Here is a 19,478-nt window from a genome sequence, read left to right as displayed (position 1 = left end):
GAACCGGCAGCCTACTCATAGACTATTGCGTTGTGGTGAAAGTCACAGCACCAAGGACATGAATGTACACTTGTGCACTGAAATTTTTATTCAAGCCCCTTTTGAGGCTCGTTCGGGTGCCTAAGACTGCCGCACTTTCGCTTTTCACGCCAGTCGCAGATGCTCGAAAGGGCCTCCCTACTGCACCCAGCGCTGCAGAATCTGCTGCAGGTCATTACGTTTGAACGGCTTGGCCAGGTAATCATTCATCCCCGCCGACAGGCAGTTTTCGCGGTCGCCCTGCAACGCGTTGGCGGTCAGGGCGATGATCGGTACATGACCGCAACCGGGCAGGCGGCGGATCTGTCGGGTCGCCTCGTAACCGTCGATGATCGGCAAGCGGCAATCCATCAGGATAGCTTCGTAACGACTGCCCCCGGCACTGCGCACGGCCTGCATACCGTCGGTGGCGACGCTCACAGTGAAGCCCAGACTGCGCAACATTGCCTCGATCACGGTCTGGTTGACCGGATTGTCTTCCACCAGCAAGACATTGCGACCTTCGCCGTGCGCATTGCCATCGATTGCACGCGGCGCCGCCAGTGCAGGCAATGCCTGCTTATATAGAGCCAACGGAATTTCCAGGGTAAACACCGAACCGCGACCTTCTTCGCTTTGCGCGCGCAAGGTGCCGCCCATTCGCTCGGCCAGGGTGCGTGCGATCGGCAAGCCCAGACCGGTTCCGCCATAACGACGCGAAATCGAGCTGTCGGCTTGCTGGAACGCGTTGAACATCAATTCCAGGCTTTCCGAAGAAATCCCGATGCCGCTGTCGCGCACCGAACAGGTGAACCACAGCAATTCGTGATCCAGCGACTGCCACTGGGCCTCGATGCTGACGCGCCCCTGCTCGGTGAACTTCAGCGCATTGCCCACCAGATTGACCAGGATCTGCCGGATCCGCGTCGGGTCGCCCTGCACCTGCAAGCCGCGCAGGTCTTCGGGGATCCGCAGTTGCAACTCCAGGCCGCGTTGCGCCGCACTGTGCTGGAACGACTGCGCGCACGCGCCGATCAGGTCGGCGAGGTTGAATGGAATGTGCTCCAGCTCCAGTTCCGAACGCTCGATGCGCGAGAAATCCAGAATGTCGTTGATCACCTTGAGCAAATGCTCGGTGGACTCGGAGGCCAGCGCCGCGTATTCGATCTGCTCCTCAGTCATTTCGGTGGTTTCGAGTAGTTGCAGCATGCCCAGTACACCGTTCATCGGGGTGCGCAGTTCATGGCTCATCATTGCCAGGAAATCCGATTTGGCGTTGTTGGCCTTTTCCGCCTCTTCGCGGGTCTGGATCAGTTGCGCCATGGCCTGATGCTGTTCGCGGCTGGCCTGTTCCAGGGCCTGGGCCAGATTGTTGATGTGTTGCGAAAGGGCGCCCAACTCGGTGTCATCGACAATCGGCAGCGGGGTCTTGTAGTCACCGTCCTGAATTGCCTTGACTGCATCGCCGATATCGCGGATCGGCTGCGACAGGCTGCCGGCCAGACGCCGTGCCAGGACAAAGGTGAAGAGCAGGGCGAACAGCGCCAGAATCCCGGCCTTGAGCAGGATTTCCTGTTGGCGCTGACTGAAGGCATCGTTGGACAGACCGACGATCACCCGCCCCAGATAATCTTCGCTGGCGCCGCCGTTGCTGCTTTTGCCGTCCTGAAAGAAATCATTGTGCAGGGCAATCCGCTGCAGCCGCACCGGCGACTGGAACACTTCGACCTGATGCGGGCGTTTGTGCGTGTCCGACGGTTGTTCGACATACGCCAGAATGCGGTTGGCGCTGTCCTGTACTTCAAGAAAGCGCACGTTCGGCGTGGCCAGTGTGGCTTTGAGCAGGCTTTCCAGCACTTCGTTGTTGCCGGATATCACCCCGTATTCGGTGGCGGGTGCGAGCTGGTTGGCGATCAGTTGGCCGGTGTGGTTCAGCTCCTGACGCAAATCCTGGATGCGCACGAAGGTGAAAAAGCTGATCAGCAGCAAGGTCAGCAACAGCGCAGGACCCAGGCTGATCAACTGGGTGCGGGTATTGATGTCCCAACGGCGGAAAATCATGGGCGGCGCTCTCCTTGGGCCAGCTCTTCGGCAACAGACGCTTCATTCATCGGTTCTATCCCTAATGAACGAGCCACCTGCGCATTGCTTGATACTTTAAAACGCTCGGGATAGAGCGCTCTCGGCCAGGTGGCCGGCGGGCGGTCGAGCAATTCGTCGAGCACCGCCAGCCAATCGCTCTGGTCGCTGTAAGTACTGGCGAGGCTGCCGGCGCGCACGAACGAGACGTTCGGGCCGATCAGCGCCAGTTGCCGCGAATAGCTGCTGAGCAGCAGGTTCTTCGCGGTTTTCGGGTTGTACAGGTCAGGATCGTCGAGACCCAGCAACACATCGCTGTTTTTCAGCACGGTCTGCAACGGGCGACTGTCGTGGGTGTTGTCCCAGCGCTGCGGGACGATTTGCAGATTCAGCGGCTGGGCGGCCGATTGCAGCTCCTTGAGCAGGAACTCGCTGTGCTGATCGAACAGCACGCCGACTCGCTGAGCCTGGGGCAGGATCCGTCGGATCAGTTGTAACTGGCGACTCAGCGGCGGATCGCTCCACAGCAGACTCAAGTGGGGCGGTTGCGCCGTGCCGAAACGTTGTCGGGCCTGCAAACGGCTGATGCGCAGAACCAACGTCGCCGGCCCCTGGGGTTCCTGCATGCGCCAGTCGAGGCTCGGCAGGTCCAGCAGAATCAGACGCAGGCTGGACGGCAGCTTGCCCGGCGCCGGCAGGCTCGCCAATGGCTGGAAATGTACGCGGTCGGTGGGGCGCAGTTCGCTCAGGGCCTGGACGAACGATTGCACGCCGGGGCTTTCCTCGGCGCCGGTCAGCAGAATGTCGGCCGCCTGCACCGCCACGCCGTGCAGCCAGGCTGTCAGGAACAGGCACAGCCCGGCCAGCCATTGGGCGGCCGTTGGCATCTTCCGCGACAGGGCGTAGCGCATCTAGAACTCCAGCTCGGCGCTGAAATACATCACCCGGCGTTCGTCGTAGTTGTTGTCGACGAAGGTGGTCGGCTCATTGTCCAGACGCTGTTGCAGCACCCCGGCCAGTTGCAGTTGGGCCTTGCCCAGCGGGATACGTTTGGCGATGCGCGTGTCGACCCGCTCGAAGCGATAGCCGTTGAGGGCGTTGTCACCGTAATAGAAGAGGGCGCTGTTCCAGCCCTGACCCCAGTCGCGCAGCCAACCGGCCGAGCCGCTGTTGCGCGCGGTGAACTGCTGGTCCAGCGGGTTGCTCGCCTCGGCGTCGACGTAGGCGTAAGTCAGGCGCAGCCGATCGGCCGCACTCAGGCGCCAATCCACCTGGGTCTCGGTGCCGCGAAAGCGCGAGTCGTTGGCGTTGCTGGCGATGTACTGATTGTTACGCAGCGGCTCGCTGATCATCCCGGTGATTTCGTCGTAGAACAGCTTCACGTCCAGCGCCAGGCCCCATTCAGGGAAAAAGCCGTTGTAGCCCAGTTCCCGCGAGCGCATGTGCTCCTGGTCCAGATCGCCGGGGCCCCGGGTCTTGACGAAGTAGCGGGCCGAAGACTGGCCGAAGGCGGACGGGCGCAGGTTGGTCACCTGATAACTCCAGTTGACGTTGTTCTCGAACATGTCCGGTGAACGGATCGCTTCCGAGTACACCGCACGCAGGCTGTGGCGCGGGTTGATCAGGTAATTGACGGCGAACCTGGGCGTCAGCGAACTGCCGATCAACTGGGTGTTTTCAAACATGGCGCCACCCTGCAACAGCCAGTGTTCGCTGGCGCGCCATTCCAGTTGGCCGAACGCGCGCCACGTGGTGTCGTCCAGCGTTCCGTTGAAATAGGTCTCGGAATCGGCCCGGTCGTAACGATAGTTCAGGCCGCTGACCAGACGCAGACTGTCGGACAGGCTGAGGGTGTCCTGTAATTCCAGGTCATAGCGCGATTCCCGGGCGCTCTGGTCGATGTCGCCGCACAGAGTCCGGCCGGCGCCATTGCGCCATTGATCGAGCACTTGATTGGCCAGGGCCATTTCCGTGGGTGTGCCGGGTGCAGCACCGGGCCCGATGAAGCGGGTGATATTGCGCGCCAGTTGCTCGGTGTAGTTCGGGTTGAGTTGCCACAACTCCGTCAGCTGCGGGCTGAACGACACCTCGGCGTCGCAGGCACGCCAGGTTTGCTGGCGGTCCCAGTGTTGCGCCGAGCCTTGTACATAAAGGCTGTGATCGGGGTTGATATCCAGGTTCCAGCGCACCGAGCCGGCGTAATCCTTGGCGATCACGTCGGAATTGTTCCCGGCGGCGGTAATCCCCGAGAACACAGGGCGATAGGTGTAAGGCCGCTGGTTGGTCCCGTCCTTGGCGTTGAGTTGCCAGTCCACGCTCTGGTTGTCGCTGAGGGTCTGGCTGACCGCAAGGCTGAAGCGGTTCAAGCGGCGGCTGTCGCGGTAATCGGCGCCGGTGCGGTCGCTGTCGAAGCCGTCATCTTCCTGGCCGGACAGCGACAGGCGCAGGTCGCCGCCATTCCAGCCTGTTCCCTGACTGGCATAGAAATCGTTGATGCCGCGTTGGCCACGGGTGATTTTCAACCGTGTGCCGTGGCTGTCCGCCGGGTTGCGAGTGATGATGTTGACCACCGCCATCAGCGCGTTGGCGCCATAGCTGACAGTGTTCGGGCCGCGAAAGACTTCGATGCGCTCGATGTCTTCCATGGCTACCGGGATGTCGCTCCAGTCCACCGTGGCCAGGCCGGCGCGGTACACCGAGCGGCCGTCGATCAGTACCTGCATGCGCCGTGCTTCGGTGGCGTTGGTGCCGTGATAGTTCACCACCGCCTGATTGCCGCTGATGTTGCCGACCATCATCCCCGGCACTAGGCGCAGCAGTTCGCTGATATCCCGGGCGCCGCTGGCGTTGATCAGTTCGCTGTCGAGCACGGTCATGCTGCCGGGGACTTCCGCCGGCGACTGTTTCAAGCGCGTGGCCGTGAGGATTTGCGGCAAGGCCTCGCTGTCGAGAAACAGGTCGTCCGCCAGCAACATCGGGCTGAACAGCAGCGCCAACAGCAGGGACGAACGCGGGGAGGGAGTGCCAGAAAACACGACGCAGCCTTGATAGCAAAGAATTGGCGCGCATGTTAACCGAGGACAGTGACTTTTCCAGTCACGTTGCGGGCATTTTCCTCGGTTTTATTGGTCTTCTTCCTACAAGTGCCGGTAATTGACGCCGGGGCTGTCCGAGAAGGGGCCGCTCCGTATAATGCCCGCATCGCCACTGGTATGGATTAACGGATTACATATGACTGAACAGCGCCCGATTGCGGTCCTGGGAGGCGGAAGTTTCGGTACCGCCGTGGCCAATCTGTTGGCCGAGAACGGCCATCAAGTCCGGCAGTGGATGCGTGACCCCGAACAGGCCGAGGCCATCCGGGTCAATCGCGAGAACCCGCGTTACCTCAAAGGCATCAAGATTCTGCCCGGCGTGACGGCGGTCACCGACCTGCAGGCAACCCTCGATGCCTGCGAATTGTGTTTCGTGGCGTTGCCGTCCAGCGCGCTGCGCACGGTATTGGCGGCTCATGCCGAGCGCCTGAGCGGCAAGATGCTGGTCAGCCTGACCAAAGGCATCGAAGCTCACACCTTCAAACTGATGAGCCAGATTCTCGAAGAGATCGCCCCGCAGGCGCGCATCGGCGTGCTGTCCGGGCCGAACCTGGCACGGGAAATCGCTGAACACGCGCTGACCGCCACGGTAGTCGCCAGCGAAGACGAAGAACTGTGCAAAGAAGTGCAGGCCGCGCTGCATGGCCGCACCTTTCGCGTCTACGCCAGTGCCGACCGTTTCGGCGTGGAACTGGGCGGCGCACTGAAAAACGTCTATGCGATCATCGCCGGCATGGCGGTGGCGCTGGAGATGGGCGAGAACACCAAGAGCATGCTGATCACTCGCGCCCTGGCCGAGATGACCCGGTTTGCGGTGAATCAGGGGGCTAACCCGATGACCTTCCTCGGTCTGGCCGGAGTCGGCGACCTGATCGTCACCTGCTCGTCGCCGAAAAGCCGCAACTATCAGGTCGGTTTCGCCCTCGGTCAGGGCTTGAGCCTCGACGAAGCGGTGTCGCGTCTCGGTGAAGTCGCTGAAGGGGTCAACACCCTGAAAGTGCTCAAGGCCAAGGCCCAGGAGGTCGGCGTGTACATGCCGCTGGTCGCCGGGCTCCACGCGATCCTGTTCGAAGGGCGCACGCTGGATCAGGTGATCGGCCTGTTGATGCGCGCCGAGCCGAAGACCGACGTCGACTTCATTTCCACCAGTGGTTTCAACTGATTGCTTTTTATTTCAGGGCAGGGGAGCTAGACATGAACGATCCGAAAACCGAAGCCAAGTACGAATCCATCCTGCTGCGGGTGTTGTGGATGATCGTCTACATCGTGGTCTGGCAGGTGGCGCAGTTCATTCTCGGCGCGGTGGTGCTGGTGCAGCTTGTGTATAGACTGATCTATGGCGCTCCAAGCGCCGGTCTGATGAATTTCGGCGACAGCCTGAGCCAGTTCCTGGCCCAGATCGGCCGGTTCGGCAGTTTCCACAGCGACCAGAAACCCTGGCCGTTCGCCGACTGGCCGGCGCCGCGTACCCCGGAAGGTGAAGCGCCACACGTTGTTGCGCCAGCACCGCATCCGGCCCGGGATGAGGAACCCAAGCTATGAAACTCTGGGTATTGCGTCACGGTGAGGCCGAGCCCTATGGCTCGCGCCCCGATTCGGAGCGGGAACTGACCGCTCACGGTCGCAAGGAAGTGCTCAGCAGCGCCGCCCGATTGATGGGCCAGCCACTGACGGCCATCTACGCCAGCCCGTACTTGCGGGCGCAGCAGACCGCGCAACTGGTGCGCGAGGCGTTGGGTTTCGAGCCGGAGATCCGCACGGTCGAGTGGTTGACGCCGGAGGTCGATCCGGACCGCGTCGCCGAGCAACTGGTGTCGGTGAGCAATGTGCTGCTGGTCAGCCACAATCCGCTGGTCGGGCATCTGCTCAGTTACCTGCAACACGGCGCCGGCTATCCGCCGGAAAAGGTCAGCACCGCCGGGCTCGCCGAGCTCGAACACAGCGAGTTGTTGATCGGGTCGATGACGCTGAACAGCCTCAAGCATCCGTGAAATTTTTTGTATGAAATAGTCAACCAAGCACTTGCTTGGTTGACTACGCTTGCTCCATCCCAAAAAGAAAGGAGCGAGTCGCATGTCTGCTGCTTTTCGATTGCCGCTGGACGTGTTCTACGAGCGCGAGGCCCGGCACCCGCGCCAACGCTTCCTGGTGCAGCCCATCGGCGGTGGGCAGGTCGAAACGCTGACCTGGGCCGACGTCGGCCATCAGGCCCGCTGTGCCGCGCACTGGCTGCGCTCCCGGGAGTTGCCCCAAGGCAGCCACATCGCGCTGATCTCGAAAAACTGCGCCCACTGGATCATCGCCGACCTGGCGATCTGGATGGCCGGACACGTTTCGGTGCCGCTCTATCCCAATCTCACTGCCGACTCGGTCAATCAGGTCCTCACCCATTCCGAAAGCGTGCTGGCGTTCATCGGCAAACTGGATGACTGGCCGGGGATGTCGACCGGTGTGCCGGCGGGTTTGCCGACCATCAGCCTGCCGCTGCACCCGCCGGGCACGTTCGATTTCAACTGGGACGACCTGCAACGCAGCTCACCGATCCAGGACGATCCGCGACCCGCCGCCGATCAACTGGCGACCATCATTTACACCTCCGGCACCACCGGCCTGCCCAAGGGCGTGATGCACAGTTTCGCCAATCTCGGTTTTGCCACCACCCGTGGCACGCAGTTGTTCGGCCTCAATGAAAACGATCGTCTGCTGTCCTATCTGCCGCTGTGTCATGTGGCCGAACGGATGTTTGTCGAACTGGCGTCGATCTATACCGGGCAGACGGTTTTCTTTGCCGAGAGCCTCGATACCTTTCTCACCGATCTGAAACGCGCGAGGCCCACGGCGATGTTCGGTGTGCCCAGAATCTGGACCAAATTCCAGATGGGCGTGTACGCGAAGATCCCCGCCAAACGCCTGGATGTCCTGCTCGGTTTGCCTTTCATCGGCAAGCGGGTCGGGCACAAAGTCCTTGCCGGGCTGGGGCTGGATGCCTTGCGTGTGGCCTTGTCCGGTGCCGCGCCGGTGCCGCAGGCCTTGCTCGACTGGTATCAGAAACTCGGGCTGGATGTGCTGGAGGTCTACGGCATGACCGAGAGCTGCGGCTATTCGCACATCTGCCTGCCGGGTCAGTACAAGCAGGGTTGGATCGGCCAGCCTTGCCCTGACGTCGAAGTGCGGATCGACGAAACCGGCGAAGTGCAGGTGCGCAGCCAGGCCAACATGCTCGGCTATTTCAAGGAGCCGCAGAAAACCGCCGAGACGCTGACCGCCGACGGTTTCCTGCGTACCGGTGACAAGGGCGAGCAGGACGCCGAAGGCCGTTTGCGCCTGACCGGGCGGCTCAAGGAAATCTTCAAGACCAGCAAAGGCAAATACGTCGCCCCGGCCCCGATCGAAAACCGCCTCGCCGTGCATACGCGGATCGAGCAGGTCTGCGTGGTCGGCGATGGTTTGAGTGCACCGCTGGGGCTGTGTGTGCTTTCGGCCGCCGGCCACGAGGAAGCGCGACCGCAAATGCATTCGAGCCTGGAAAAGTTGCTGGAGGAGGTCAACGGTGCCCTCGACAAGCACGAGCGCCTGCGGCGTCTGGTGGTGGTCAAGGACAGCTGGGCGGTGGAAAACGGCTTTCTCACGCCGACCCTGAAGATCAAGCGCAACGTCATCGAAGACACCTACGGCGCACGCTTCGAAGAATGGAGCGAGCGCAGCGAGGCGGTGCTGTGGCAGGATTGAGCGACGATCAAAACAACAAAGGAAGCCTGCGATGACCTTGTGGCGCACCACTCCCAACATCGAGCAGTTGAACGCAATCCAGAAAAACACCATCGGCGAAGTGCTGGACATCCGTTTCGAGTCCTTCGACGAAGAGTCCCTGACCGCCAGCATGGTGATCGACCATCGCACCCACCAGCCTTATGGCCTGTTGCACGGCGGTGCGTCGGTGGTGCTGGCCGAAACCGTCGGCTCGATGGCCAGTTACCTGTGCATCGATGCCAGCAAGTTCTATTGCGTGGGTCTGGAGATCAACGCCAACCATCTGCGTGGATTGCGCAGCGGACGGGTAACGGCGGTGGCCAAGCCGATTCACATCGGCCGCACGACCCACGTCTGGGACATCCGCCTGACCAGCGATGAAGGCAAGGCCAGTTGCGTGTCGCGGCTGACCATGGCAGTGGTGCCGCTGGGTGAGCAGCCGCCGGCGCGCTGACCGATCCGTCATAGCCCTGACCGGACTGTCATCATTCCTGGCAGTTACGGTCATTGCTGTGAAGCGCGGTCTTACGGACAATCAACGCCACGTTTACCGCCCATGGATTTGCCCGTATGTCGCAACCGATCTTCTTCGCCCACGCTAACGGTTTCCCTTCCGGTACCTACGGCAAGCTGTTCTCGGCGCTGGCGCCCGAGTTCCGGGTGACGCATCTGGAGCAGCATGCCCACGACCCGCGTTTTCCGGCGGGTGACAACTGGTACCACCTGGTTGACGAACTGATTCACCACCTGCAACAGCAGGACGAGCCGGTGTGGGGCGTTGGCCACTCCTTCGGCGGAATGCTGCACCTGCACGCCGCGCTGCGTTGCCCTGAACTGTATCGCGGGGTGGTGATGCTCGATTCGCCGGTGCTGACCCGCACCGACCGCTGGGTGATCCGTGCTGCCAAGCGTTTTGGCTTCATCGACAAGCTCACCCCGGCCGGTCGCACGTTGGGGCGGCGTGAGGAGTTCGCCGACCTCGACAGCGCCCGTAGCTATTTTGCCGGCAAGACCCTGTTCCGTGGCTTCGATCCCGAGTGCTTCGATGCCTATCTGCAACACGGTTTGCATAAGGTCGGTGACAAGTTGCGCCTGCGCTTCGATCCGGCCACCGAGATCAGTATTTATCGCGGTGTGCCGCACACCAGTCCCGGACGAACCCGACAGCTTCAGGTGCCACTGGCGGTGGTGCGCGGGCACAAGAGTCGCGTGGTGATGAACCATCACACCCGGTTCGTCGGGCGTCTGCCTCAGGGCGAGTCACTGACTGTGCCCGGCGGTCACATGTTTCCCCTTGAGCGGCCGCAGGACACCGCGCAGTTGCTGAAAAACCTGTTCAGTCGCTGGGAAAACCGCCAGCACAAGGATTGCGCATGAGCCCGGCGGTCGAAGAAGTGCGCCTGAGCCTGCCGCATATCGAGCTGGCGGCACACATTTTCGGCCCGGAAGACGGGTTGCCGGTGATTGCCCTGCATGGCTGGCTGGATAACGCCAACAGCTTCGCTCGCCTGGCGCCGAAGCTCAAAGGCTTGCGCATTGTTGCGCTGGACATGGCCGGCCACGGTCACTCGGCGCATCGTCCGGTCGGCGCAGGTTACGCGCTGTGGGACTACGCCCATGACGTGCTGCAAGTCGCCGAACAACTGGGCTGGCAGCGCTTCGGCCTGCTCGGGCATTCGCTGGGGGCGATTGTTTCGCTGGTGCTGGCAGGCTCGTTGCCGGAGCGCATCACCCACCTGGCGTTGATCGACGGGGTGATTCCTCCGACGGACAAAGGTGAAAACGCTGCCGAACGCATGGGCATGGCCCTGCAGGCGCAGCTCGATCTTCGGGAAAAACGCAAACCGGTCTACAACACCCTTGACCGGGCCATCGAAGCGCGCATGAAAGGTCTGGTGGCGGTCAGTCGTGAAGCCGCCGAACTGCTGGCGCAACGAGGCCTGATGCCAGTGCCCGGCGGTTACACCTGGCGCAGCGACAATCGTCTGACCCTGCCATCGCCATTGCGTCTGACTCAGGAACAGGCGATGGCTTTCATCCAGCGCATCGCCTGTCCTACGCAATTGGTGGTGGCGGCCGACGGCATGCTGGCCAAACATCCCGAGCTGCTGGAGCGTCTACCCTTTAACCGGGAACAGCTGCCAGGCGGGCACCATCTGCACCTGAATGACGAGTCGGGTGCGGTTCTTGTCGCAGACTGTTTCAATCGGTTCTTCGCCATTCCTTGACTTGCCCCGGGCAACTGTCGAGGCTGGGCGGGTTGAAATGGGAGACAACCACAATGGATTTCTACACCGCTGCGAACCCGAATAGCCAGAAAGGCGCCCCGGCCATGCCGATCCGATGAGCCTGTCCATGCGATCTTTCAGTCTGCTGGCGCTGTGCTGTTTCAGTCCCGTGTTGCTCGCTGCCGACCTGCCGGGCAGTCAGGATCTGCCGATCGTGCCGCGTCTGGCCGATGCGCAGATCGTCGACTATCGCCCTCCCGTGGAACTGGAGCGGATTTACCCGATGGGCTCGATCCGCAAGATCAGCGGCCAGTTGCGTTTCGACGGCCAGGTCGGCGCCCGCGGGCAAACCACCTCGGTCACCTACGAGTTACCGCCCGAACATTCCGCCAATGAAGCGTTCACCGTCGCCCGTGAGGCCCTGCAAAAACAGGACGCCGAGCTGTTGTTCTGGTGTCAGGCCAGGGATTGCGGCGAAAGCAGCCTGTGGGCCAATGAAGTGTTCGGCAACGCCAAGCTGTACGGCGCCGACGAGCAGCAGGCCTATCTGCTGCTGAGGCTGGCGGCGCCTCGTGACAACACGCTGGTGGCGCTCTACAGCATCACTCGCGGCAATCGCAAAGCCTATCTGCATGTCGAGCAGTTCGAGGCCGCCACGCCGTTGGGGGAGCTGCTGCCGACGTCCGCGACCCTGTTGCGCCAGTTGAAAGACACCGGCGAGCTGAAGTTGCCGAAACTGACCGGCGATCCCGACGACACCTGGCTGCGTCTGCTGTCCCGTGGCCTGAACCTCGACACCACGTTGCGGGTCACGGTCTCCGGGTCCAAGGCCGAGGCCTGGCGTCAGGCGTTGATCGTCCAGGGTGTGCGTGCGGCACGCATGGAGACCGCTAATGTCGAAGGTACCGGCCTGCGCATCGATCTGTTGCGATAAGGTGTCTCTGGCGGGCACGTTTGGCGTGTTCGCCTACTCTTTGCCTGACTGACTTTTTCGAGATTTCACATGCCCAATAATGATCGTCTGCTGGTGCAGATCCTGTTGCTGGTGTTGTTCGGCGCCAGTTTCTGGGTGATGGCGCCGTTCTGGTCGGCGCTGTTCTGGGGCGCGGTGCTGGCGTTCGCCAGTTGGCCGCTGATGCGCCTGCTGACCCGTTGGCTCGGCGGCCGCGAATCTCTGGCGGCAAGTATCCTGACCCTGGGCTGGATGGTGCTGGTGGCGGCACCGCTGGTATGGCTGGGGTTCAACCTGGCCGATCACGTGCGCGATGCCACGGTGTTCATCAAGGATGTGCAGGTCGATGGTCTGCCGGAAGCGCCGGCCTGGCTTGGCACGATTCCGCTGGTAGGGGAGCGGCTGGTCGGATTCTGGAACAGTGTCGATCAGCAGGGCGCGGCGCTGATGGTGTCGATCAAGCCTTATCTGGGACAGGTCGGCAACTGGCTGCTGGCGCGCAGTGCGCAGATCGGCGGCGGGATTCTCGAGCTGACCCTGAGCATTGTCTTCGTGTTCTTTTTCTACCGTGACGGGCCACGGCTGGCGGCGTTCGTGCACAGTCTGCTGGAGCGGTTGATCGGTGATCGCGCCGGGTACTACATCGAGCTGGTGGCCGGCACCGTGCAGCGGGTGGTGAACGGGGTGATCGGTACGGCGGCGGCGCAGGCCATTCTGGCGCTGATCGGCTTCCTGATTGCCGGGGTGCCGGGGGCGCTTGTGCTGGGGATCGTGACGTTCCTGCTCAGTCTGATTCCGATGGGGCCGCCGCTGGTGTGGATTCCGGCCACGGCGTGGCTGGCCTGGAAGGGTGAGTACGGGATGGCGGTGTTTCTCGGGATCTGGGGGACGTTCATCATCAGTGGCGTGGACAACGTGCTCAAGCCGTACCTGATCAGCCGTGGCGGGAATCTGCCGCTGGTGATTGTGTTGCTCGGGGTGTTTGGCGGGTTGATTGCGTTTGGGTTTATCGGGTTGTTTATCGGGCCTACGCTTTTGGCGGTTGCTTATAGTTTGTTGACGGATTGGAGCAAGAGTCAGGGGCGGGTTGAGGATCGGCGTTGACGGCGGGCCTTGGCGGCCTTTGGGCCGGCCAGGCTCTGGGTTGTTTTGGGTGAATATCCGTTTCTTCGGTAACGGCGGCTTATGGTTTCGCCCTTACGGCGACTCACTTTTTTACAAGCGCCTAAAAAAGTAAGCATGGACCTGCCCCGGCGTTCGGCCCTCGCAGGCTCAGGTTCCTTCGCTCCGGTGTCCCTCCGGGGGCATCGACTTCGTCGATGAGTTCGGCTTCGCCGCACGGCACTACGTGCCAATCCCCGGATGAACACCTCCACTCAGCCTTCCGAAGGGGCGGGTGGATCAAGATCAAAAGCGTTGTCGAGCTAACGCTCATCCTGTTTTTGGATTACCTCACGTCGCCACATTCAAATACTTGCCCACCGACGCCGCACTATCGAGCGAATACTGCTTGCTCAGATTGGCAATCATCCGGTTCAACGCTTCAGTCGTGGTTTGAGTAGTACTGGCAGTCTGTTCATCGCTCGGACGCTGGCGCCCCGCCTGTAACGCCGCCTTCAACTCATCACTGCTCACGCCACCACTGCTGTCGCTATCCAGCACCTTGAGCAACGCCGCGCTGGTGTCGCTGCTGTTCGACGAGGTGCTGTCACTGGCCTGCAACGCACTGCTCAGTTCGGTCGCCGTCACATTGCCGTCGCCGTCCGCATCAAGCTGGCTGAACAGTTCGTCACTGGAAACCCGGGGTGGCGGCGGTGGTGGTGGGGTGAGGCTGGCGGTGAGTTCGTCCTGGCTGACGACGCCGTCCTTGTTCTTGTCCAGAGCGGAGAAGATTTTGCTGCTGTCGGCGGTGCTGCCGGCGCTGGTCAGGCCGCTGCTCAGTTCGTCGCCGCTGATGGCGCCGTCACCATCGGTGTCCAGGGCTTTGATCAGGGCGTCGGCCAGGTCGGTGTTGGGGGCCTGGTCGTGGTCGGGTGGTGGGGGTGGGGCCATGGCGGCCATTTCGTCGGCGCTGAGGCTGCCGCTGCTGTCGCTGTCCAGGTCGCCGAATTGTTTGCTCAGGTTGACCAGCAAACCGTCGTTGGATTTTTGCGACAGGGCGCTGTTCAGTTCGTCCTGATCCACCGCGCCGTCGCCGTTGCTGTCGAGTTTGGCGAACAGTTCTTTTTGCAGTTGCTGGCTGCGGGCGTTTTGCGTGGTGGTGCTGCTGGTGCTGGTGTAGCTCGTGTAGTTGCTCACGCTACCGATCATCGGGCTCTCTCCTTGGGCTGGAAAACCGGTTTGTGTACCGGCTTATGCAGCGTCAAGGCGGGAGGTGTCGTGGGTATGTGGATTTTGTACCGGGCGGTACACAGTCGGCTTCAGTGGCGGGGCAGGCGAATCACGGCGGTGAGGCCGCCGCCGGGGGTTTCTTCGAGGTTGAGTTGTCCGCCCTGGCGTTGCGCGGCTTCCCGGGCGATGGTCATGCCTAGGCCGACGCCGCCGGAGTTGCGGTTGCGCGAGCCTTCCAGGCGGAAGAACGGTTCGAACACCGCTTCACGCTTGTCCGCAGCGATGCCCGGGCCGTGGTCGATGACGCGGATCAGCAGTTGCTCGCGCTGATCCTGCAGTTCGATGTGCGCTTGCCCGGCGTAGCGCAAGGCGTTGTCCATCAGGTTGTTGATGCAGGAACGCAACGCCATCGGCTGCACCTGCAAGGGCGCGCAGTGGCCGCTGACCTGTACGTCGGCGCCCTGGTCCTGGGCGTTTTCGCACAGGGATTCGACCAGCGCCTGCACGTCCATCAATTGCAGCGCTTCGCTGGTGCGTTGTTCGTGCAGGTAGGTGAGGGTGGCGTCGAGCATGCCGATCATGTCGTTGAGGTCCTGACGCATCTGGCCCTGAAGTTTGTCGTCGTCGATCTTTTCCAGGCGCAGTTTCAGCCGCGACAGCGGTGTGCGCAGGTCGTGGGAGACGGCGCCAAGCATGCGGGCACGCTGTTGTACCTGTTCACGAATCCGCTGCTGCATCAGGTTGAAAGTGTGCGCCGCCTGGCGTGCTTCGCGCGGGCCGGATTCGTCCAGCGGCGGGCTGTCGAGGTTTTCACTAAGGCGTTCGGCAGCGTCGCTCAGGCGCTGGATCGGGCGGCTCAGCAGCTTGGCGCCGTACCACGCAGCGATCATCAATGAGAGGAACTGAAAGGTCAGCGGCACCAATGGCCCACCAAACCACGGGCGTGGGGGGCGCCGTGGGAAGCGCGGGTCCAGCGGCGGCCGTTGGCCGTCGACCCCTTCGGAGAACTCCGGTGGTGGAGGCGGTGGTGGCGGGCCGTAATGATGGAACCAGGCGAAGGCCAACAGGTGCGCCAGGACGATCGCCACGAACAGCACGCCAAACAGGCGGCCGAACAGCGTGTCGAAGCGCGCCCGCATCAGCCGATGTCCCGTGCGTCGAACAGGTAACCCTCACCGCGTACGGTTTTGATCAACTGTGGGGCTTTCGGGTCGTCGCCGAGTTTTTGCCGCAGGCGCGAGACCAGCAGGTCGATGCTGCGGTCGAAGGCTTCGATCGAGCGGCCACGGGCGGCGTCCAGCAACTGTTCGCGGCTGAGCACCCGACGCGGGCGTTCGATGAACACCCAGAGCAGGCGGAATTCGGCGTTGGACAGCGGCACGACCAGGCCATCGTCGGCGATCAACTGGCGCAGGACGCTGTTCAGGCGCCAGTTGTCGAAGCGAATGTTCGCACGCTGTTCGGTGCGGTCGTCGCGCACCCGGCGAAGAATCGTCTGGATCCGCGCCACCAGTTCCCGAGGTTCGAACGGCTTGGCCATGTAGTCATCGGCACCCAGCTCCAGGCCGATGATGCGGTCGGTGGGTTCGCAACGGGCGGTGAGCATCAGGATCGGGATATCCGATTCGGCGCGCAGCCAGCGGCACAGCGACAGGCCGTCTTCGCCGGGCAGCATCAGGTCGAGCACCACCACGTCGAAATGTTCGGCCTGCATCGCCTGGCGCATGGCCGCGCCGTCGGTGACGCCGCTGGCGTGAATGTTGAAACGGGCCAGGTAGTCGATCATCAGTTCGCGGATCGGCACATCATCGTCGACGATCAAGGCCCGGATGCTCCAGCGCTTGTCGTCTTTCTGCTCTTCATTCACGGAGACTTGGGAGTTGTGCATGAGGCTGTTCATCTGCCAGTAGGCCGCCAACCACAAAGATAGGCTGCGAGGTTGTGGTTTCAGCATAGGCGTCCGGCCGTGAGGCGGGAAGGGCTGCTGTAAGGACATGTTGCGGCTGGCGAGGCTAGCGCGGACGCATGTTGTCGGCGTGTCGGTTGTGTATCGGCTTCGACACAATACCCTGCAAGGCTATGCTGATCACGTCCGGCGCGACGATTTACCGATCATCGGGTGCCGCGCCGCCGCCGGTTCCGCTACAATGCGCGCCGATTTCGACTTGCCTGAGAGCCCATCCATGTCCGCCTGCCAGACTCCTATCATCGTCGCCCTGGATTTCCCCACCCGTGACGCCGCACTGAAGCTGGCCGACCAGTTGGACCCGAAACTGTGCCGGGTCAAAGTGGGCAAGGAGCTGTTCACCAGCTGTGCCTCGGAAATCGTCGGCACCCTGCGTGACAAGGGTTTTGAAGTATTCCTCGACCTGAAATTCCACGACATTCCCAACACCACGGCGATGGCGGTCAAGGCCGCAGCCGAGATGGGCGTGTGGATGGTCAACGTTCACTGCTCCGGTGGCCTGCGCATGATGGCGGCCTGCCGTGAAGAGCTGGACAAGCGCAGCGGCCCGCAACCGCTGCTGATCGGCGTGACCGTGCTGACCAGCATGGAGCGCGAGGATCTGGCGGGTATCGGTCTGGACATCGAGCCGCAGGAGCAGGTGCTGCGCCTGGCTGCATTGGCCGAGAAGGCCGGGATGGACGGTCTGGTGTGCTCGGCGCTGGAAGCCACGGCGTTGAAAACCGCTCACCCGTCGCTGCAACTGGTGACCCCGGGGATTCGTCCGGCCGGCAGCGCCCAGGACGACCAGCGTCGCATCCTGACCCCGCGTCAGGCGCTGGATGCCGGTTCCGACTATCTGGTGATCGGCCGTCCGATCAGCCAGGCGGCGGATCCGGCCAAGGCACTGGCCTCGGTGGTCGCCGAACTGGCCTGATCGAACAGCTGAAGATGCAATGAAGGGAGCCCGATGGCTCCCTTCATTGTTTTCAGACCTTCAACACCAGCTTGCCGAAGTTCTCGCCGCTGAACAGTTTGCCCAGAGTCTCCGGGAACGTTTCCAGGCCATCGACAATGTCTTCCTTGCTCTTGAGCTGACCCTTGGCCATCCAGCCGGCCATTTCCTGGGCGGCACTGGCGTACTGCGCCGCGTAATCCATCACCACGAAGCCTTCCATCCGCGCGCGGTTGACCAGCAGCGACAGGTAGTTGGCCGGGCCTTTGACTGCTTCCTTGTTGTTGTACTGGCTGATGGCACCGCAGATCACTACGCGCGCCTTGACGTTCAGACGGCTCAGCACGGCGTCGAGGATGTCGCCGCCGACGTTGTCGAAATACACGTCCACGCCTTTCGGGCATTCGCGTTTAAGGCCGGCCAACACGTCTTCGTTCTTGTAGTCGATGGCGCCGTCGAAGCCGAGTTCGTCGATCAGGAACTTGCATTTGTCGGCGCCGCCAGCGATGCCGACCACCCGGCAACCTTTGATCTTGGCGATCTGCCCGGCAATGCTGCCGACTGCACCCGCTGCCCCGGACAACACCACGGTGTCGCCGGCCTTCGGTGCGCCGACATCGAGCAGGGCGAAGTAGGCGGTCATGCCGGTCATGCCCAATGCAGACAGGTAAACCGGCAGCGGTGCCAGTTTCGGATCGACCTTGTAGAAACCTCTTGGCTCGCCAAGGAAATAATCCTGCACGCCAATGGCACCGTTGACGTAGTCGCCGACCGCAAACCCCGGGTTGTTCGACGCGATGACTTTGCCTACACCCAGCGCTCGCATGACTTCACCCAGACCCACCGGCGGGATGTAGGACTTGCCCTCGTTCATCCAGCCGCGCATGGCCGGGTCGAGGGACAGGTATTCGTTCTTGACCAGGATCTGTCCCGCCGTCGGTTCACCCACCGGTACTTGCTGATACGTGAAGGTTTCGCGGGTGGCGGCGCCCACCGGGCGTTTGGCGAGCAGGAACTGACGATTGGTCTGGTTAGTCATGACAGGCACTCAACGGGATGAAGCCTTGTTGATAGACCCTCCTTGGTGATGCCGCAAGGTTGGCTGACGAGGCGAATGCAGGTCGATCAAACAGGGTGATAGTGGCTGTCACCGTTTTATCACTGCGATTCATGGGCGGTTAAACGGCCTTCTGATAGTGCTGCCGCTGTCGGGGTGGCTGTGGCTATGCTGCCCTCATCAATCCCCGCATTCGAGGACATAACAATGAGCATGACGTTTTCCGGTCAGGTCGCCGTCGTCACGGGCGCCGCCAACGGTATTGGCCGCGCGACCGCCCAGGCGTTCGCCGCTGAAGGTCTGAAAGTGGTGGTGGCCGACCTGGATGCCACCGGGGGCGAGGGGACGGTGGCGCTGATTCGTACCTCTGGTGGTGAAGCGACTTTCGTGCGGTGCAACGTTACCGTCGAAAGTGATGTGAAAAATCTGATGGACGAGGTGATCAAGACCTACGGCCGACTCGACTATGCCTTCAACAACGCCGGGATCGAAATCGAGAAAGGCAAACTGGCCGAAGGTTCGATGGATGAGTTCGACGCAATCATGGGCGTCAACGTCAAAGGCGTCTGGCTGTGCATGAAGTACCAGTTGCCGTTGCTGCTGGCCCAGGGTGGCGGGGCGATCGTCAACACCGCGTCGGTGGCCGGGCTGGGTGCTGCGCCGAAGATGAGCATCTACGCCGCCTCCAAGCACGCGGTGATCGGCCTGACCAAGTCGGCCGCCATCGAATACGCCAAGAAGAAAATCCGCGTCAATGCCGTTTGCCCGGCGGTGATTGATACCGACATGTTCCGTCGCGCCTATGAGGCCGACCCGAAAAAAGGCGAATTCGCCAACGCCATGCATCCGGTGGGTCGCATCGGCAAGGTCGAGGAAATTGCCAGCGCCGTGCTGTACCTGTGCAGCGATGGTGCAGCGTTCACTACCGGCCATTCGCTGGCCGTGGACGGTGGCGTGACCGCGTTCTGAAACGCGTCCATTGATGCAGGAAAAGACCCGCCTGCCGGCGGGTTTTTTTTCGTCTGCCGTCAGTTACATGTCGCTGATAAACAATGTGTATCAAATAGT

Annotated in this window: 18 protein-coding genes; 11 read left to right on the top strand and 7 right to left on the bottom strand. The window is 62.0% G+C overall.

From position 1 onward, the window contains the following. Positions 1 to 177 precede the first annotated feature (177 nt). From IF199_RS22340 to IF199_RS22330, 3 genes are read right to left on the bottom strand one after another with little or no spacing between them, the layout of a single operon-like run. Entirely contained in the window at positions 178 to 2,079 is a 1,902-nt protein-coding gene (locus IF199_RS22340; protein WP_102620998.1) for an ATP-binding protein, read from the bottom strand. Further along, positions 2,076 to 3,008, bottom strand: coding sequence for an ABC transporter substrate-binding protein (locus tag IF199_RS22335; protein ID WP_192558734.1), 933 nt, complete (start codon positions 3,006 to 3,008; stop codon positions 2,076 to 2,078). Before IF199_RS22335 ends, IF199_RS22340 begins: the two co-directional genes overlap by 4 nt. Continuing rightward, entirely contained in the window at positions 3,009 to 5,072 is a 2,064-nt protein-coding gene (locus IF199_RS22330; RefSeq protein ID WP_425220392.1) for a TonB-dependent receptor plug domain-containing protein, read from the bottom strand. Positions 5,073 to 5,328: 256 nt separating this feature from the next. Between IF199_RS22330 and IF199_RS22325 the strand changes: the two genes are divergently transcribed. The 9 genes from IF199_RS22325 to IF199_RS22285 all read left to right on the top strand — a co-directional run bounded on the left by IF199_RS22325 (position 5,329) and on the right by IF199_RS22285 (position 13,226). Beyond that, positions 5,329 to 6,354 (top strand): NAD(P)H-dependent glycerol-3-phosphate dehydrogenase, encoded by a 1,026-nt coding sequence (locus IF199_RS22325; protein WP_096817996.1) that lies wholly within the window; start codon positions 5,329 to 5,331, stop codon positions 6,352 to 6,354. A gap of 32 nt (positions 6,355 to 6,386) precedes the next feature. Continuing rightward, a complete protein-coding gene (locus IF199_RS22320) occupies positions 6,387 to 6,734 on the top strand; it encodes a DUF4389 domain-containing protein (RefSeq protein WP_096817994.1) in 348 nt (115 codons plus the stop codon). Further along, a complete protein-coding gene (gene sixA / locus IF199_RS22315; RefSeq protein WP_085710970.1) occupies positions 6,731 to 7,183 on the top strand; it encodes a phosphohistidine phosphatase SixA in 453 nt (150 codons plus the stop codon). The genes IF199_RS22320 and sixA overlap by 4 nt, the downstream gene beginning before the upstream one ends. Positions 7,184 to 7,265: 82 nt before the next feature. After that, the gene (locus tag IF199_RS22310; RefSeq protein ID WP_192558732.1) at positions 7,266 to 8,921 is read left to right on the top strand and encodes an AMP-binding protein; all 1,656 of its coding nucleotides are present in this window, start codon (positions 7,266 to 7,268) and stop codon (positions 8,919 to 8,921) included. A gap of 31 nt (positions 8,922 to 8,952) precedes the next feature. Then, positions 8,953 to 9,396 (top strand): hotdog fold thioesterase, encoded by a 444-nt coding sequence (locus IF199_RS22305; RefSeq protein WP_007957810.1) that lies wholly within the window; start codon positions 8,953 to 8,955, stop codon positions 9,394 to 9,396. Positions 9,397 to 9,512: 116 nt separating this feature from the next. Further along, the gene (locus tag IF199_RS22300; protein ID WP_192558731.1) at positions 9,513 to 10,319 is read left to right on the top strand and encodes an alpha/beta fold hydrolase; all 807 of its coding nucleotides are present in this window, start codon (positions 9,513 to 9,515) and stop codon (positions 10,317 to 10,319) included. Beyond that, the gene (locus IF199_RS22295) at positions 10,316 to 11,170 is read left to right on the top strand and encodes an alpha/beta hydrolase (protein ID WP_192558730.1); all 855 of its coding nucleotides are present in this window, start codon (positions 10,316 to 10,318) and stop codon (positions 11,168 to 11,170) included. Before IF199_RS22300 ends, IF199_RS22295 begins: the two co-directional genes overlap by 4 nt. Before the next feature lie 127 nt (positions 11,171 to 11,297). Then, positions 11,298 to 12,104, top strand: a complete 807-nt coding sequence (locus IF199_RS22290) for a DUF4892 domain-containing protein (RefSeq protein ID WP_192558729.1) — start codon at positions 11,298 to 11,300, stop codon at positions 12,102 to 12,104. Between the two features lie 69 nt (positions 12,105 to 12,173). Beyond that, positions 12,174 to 13,226 carry an AI-2E family transporter gene (locus tag IF199_RS22285; RefSeq protein ID WP_096817984.1) on the top strand — a complete coding sequence of 351 codons (1,053 nt, stop codon included), beginning with the start codon at positions 12,174 to 12,176 and terminating at the stop codon, positions 13,224 to 13,226. A 348-nt stretch (positions 13,227 to 13,574) separates the two neighbouring features. Here IF199_RS22285 and xopAW read toward each other — a convergent pair whose 3' ends face one another. The 3 genes from xopAW to IF199_RS22270 form a co-directional block, all read right to left on the bottom strand. Then, on the bottom strand, positions 13,575 to 14,432 hold the full coding sequence (xopAW, locus tag IF199_RS22280; RefSeq protein ID WP_192558728.1) for an EF-hand domain-containing protein: 858 nt from the start codon (positions 14,430 to 14,432) through the stop codon (positions 13,575 to 13,577). 110 nt (positions 14,433 to 14,542) lie between these two features. Then, positions 14,543 to 15,592, bottom strand: a complete 1,050-nt coding sequence (locus IF199_RS22275) for a sensor histidine kinase (protein ID WP_192558727.1) — start codon at positions 15,590 to 15,592, stop codon at positions 14,543 to 14,545. After that, positions 15,592 to 16,341 (bottom strand): response regulator, encoded by a 750-nt coding sequence (locus IF199_RS22270; protein ID WP_085710962.1) that lies wholly within the window; start codon positions 16,339 to 16,341, stop codon positions 15,592 to 15,594. The genes IF199_RS22275 and IF199_RS22270 overlap by 1 nt, the downstream gene beginning before the upstream one ends. A gap of 295 nt (positions 16,342 to 16,636) precedes the next feature. Here IF199_RS22270 and pyrF point away from each other — a divergent pair, with 295 nt between their 5' ends. After that, on the top strand, positions 16,637 to 17,335 hold the full coding sequence (gene pyrF, locus IF199_RS22265; protein ID WP_065258867.1) for an orotidine-5'-phosphate decarboxylase: 699 nt from the start codon (positions 16,637 to 16,639) through the stop codon (positions 17,333 to 17,335). 52 nt (positions 17,336 to 17,387) lie between these two features. Here the strand turns inward: pyrF and IF199_RS22260 are convergent, their stop codons facing one another. Beyond that, positions 17,388 to 18,392, bottom strand: coding sequence for an NADP-dependent oxidoreductase (locus IF199_RS22260; protein WP_192558726.1), 1,005 nt, complete (start codon positions 18,390 to 18,392; stop codon positions 17,388 to 17,390). Between the two features lie 225 nt (positions 18,393 to 18,617). Here IF199_RS22260 and IF199_RS22255 point away from each other — a divergent pair, with 225 nt between their 5' ends. Next, positions 18,618 to 19,379 (top strand): SDR family oxidoreductase, encoded by a 762-nt coding sequence (locus IF199_RS22255; protein WP_192558725.1) that lies wholly within the window; start codon positions 18,618 to 18,620, stop codon positions 19,377 to 19,379. The last annotated feature ends 99 nt before the right edge of the window (positions 19,380 to 19,478 follow it).

This window comes from Pseudomonas allokribbensis (genome assembly GCF_014863605.1).
Taxonomy (GTDB): Bacteria; Pseudomonadota; Gammaproteobacteria; order Pseudomonadales; family Pseudomonadaceae; genus Aquipseudomonas; species Aquipseudomonas allokribbensis.
The sequence above is the reverse complement of the archived record's forward strand: the minus strand, read 5'-3'. Positions and strand labels throughout refer to the sequence as shown.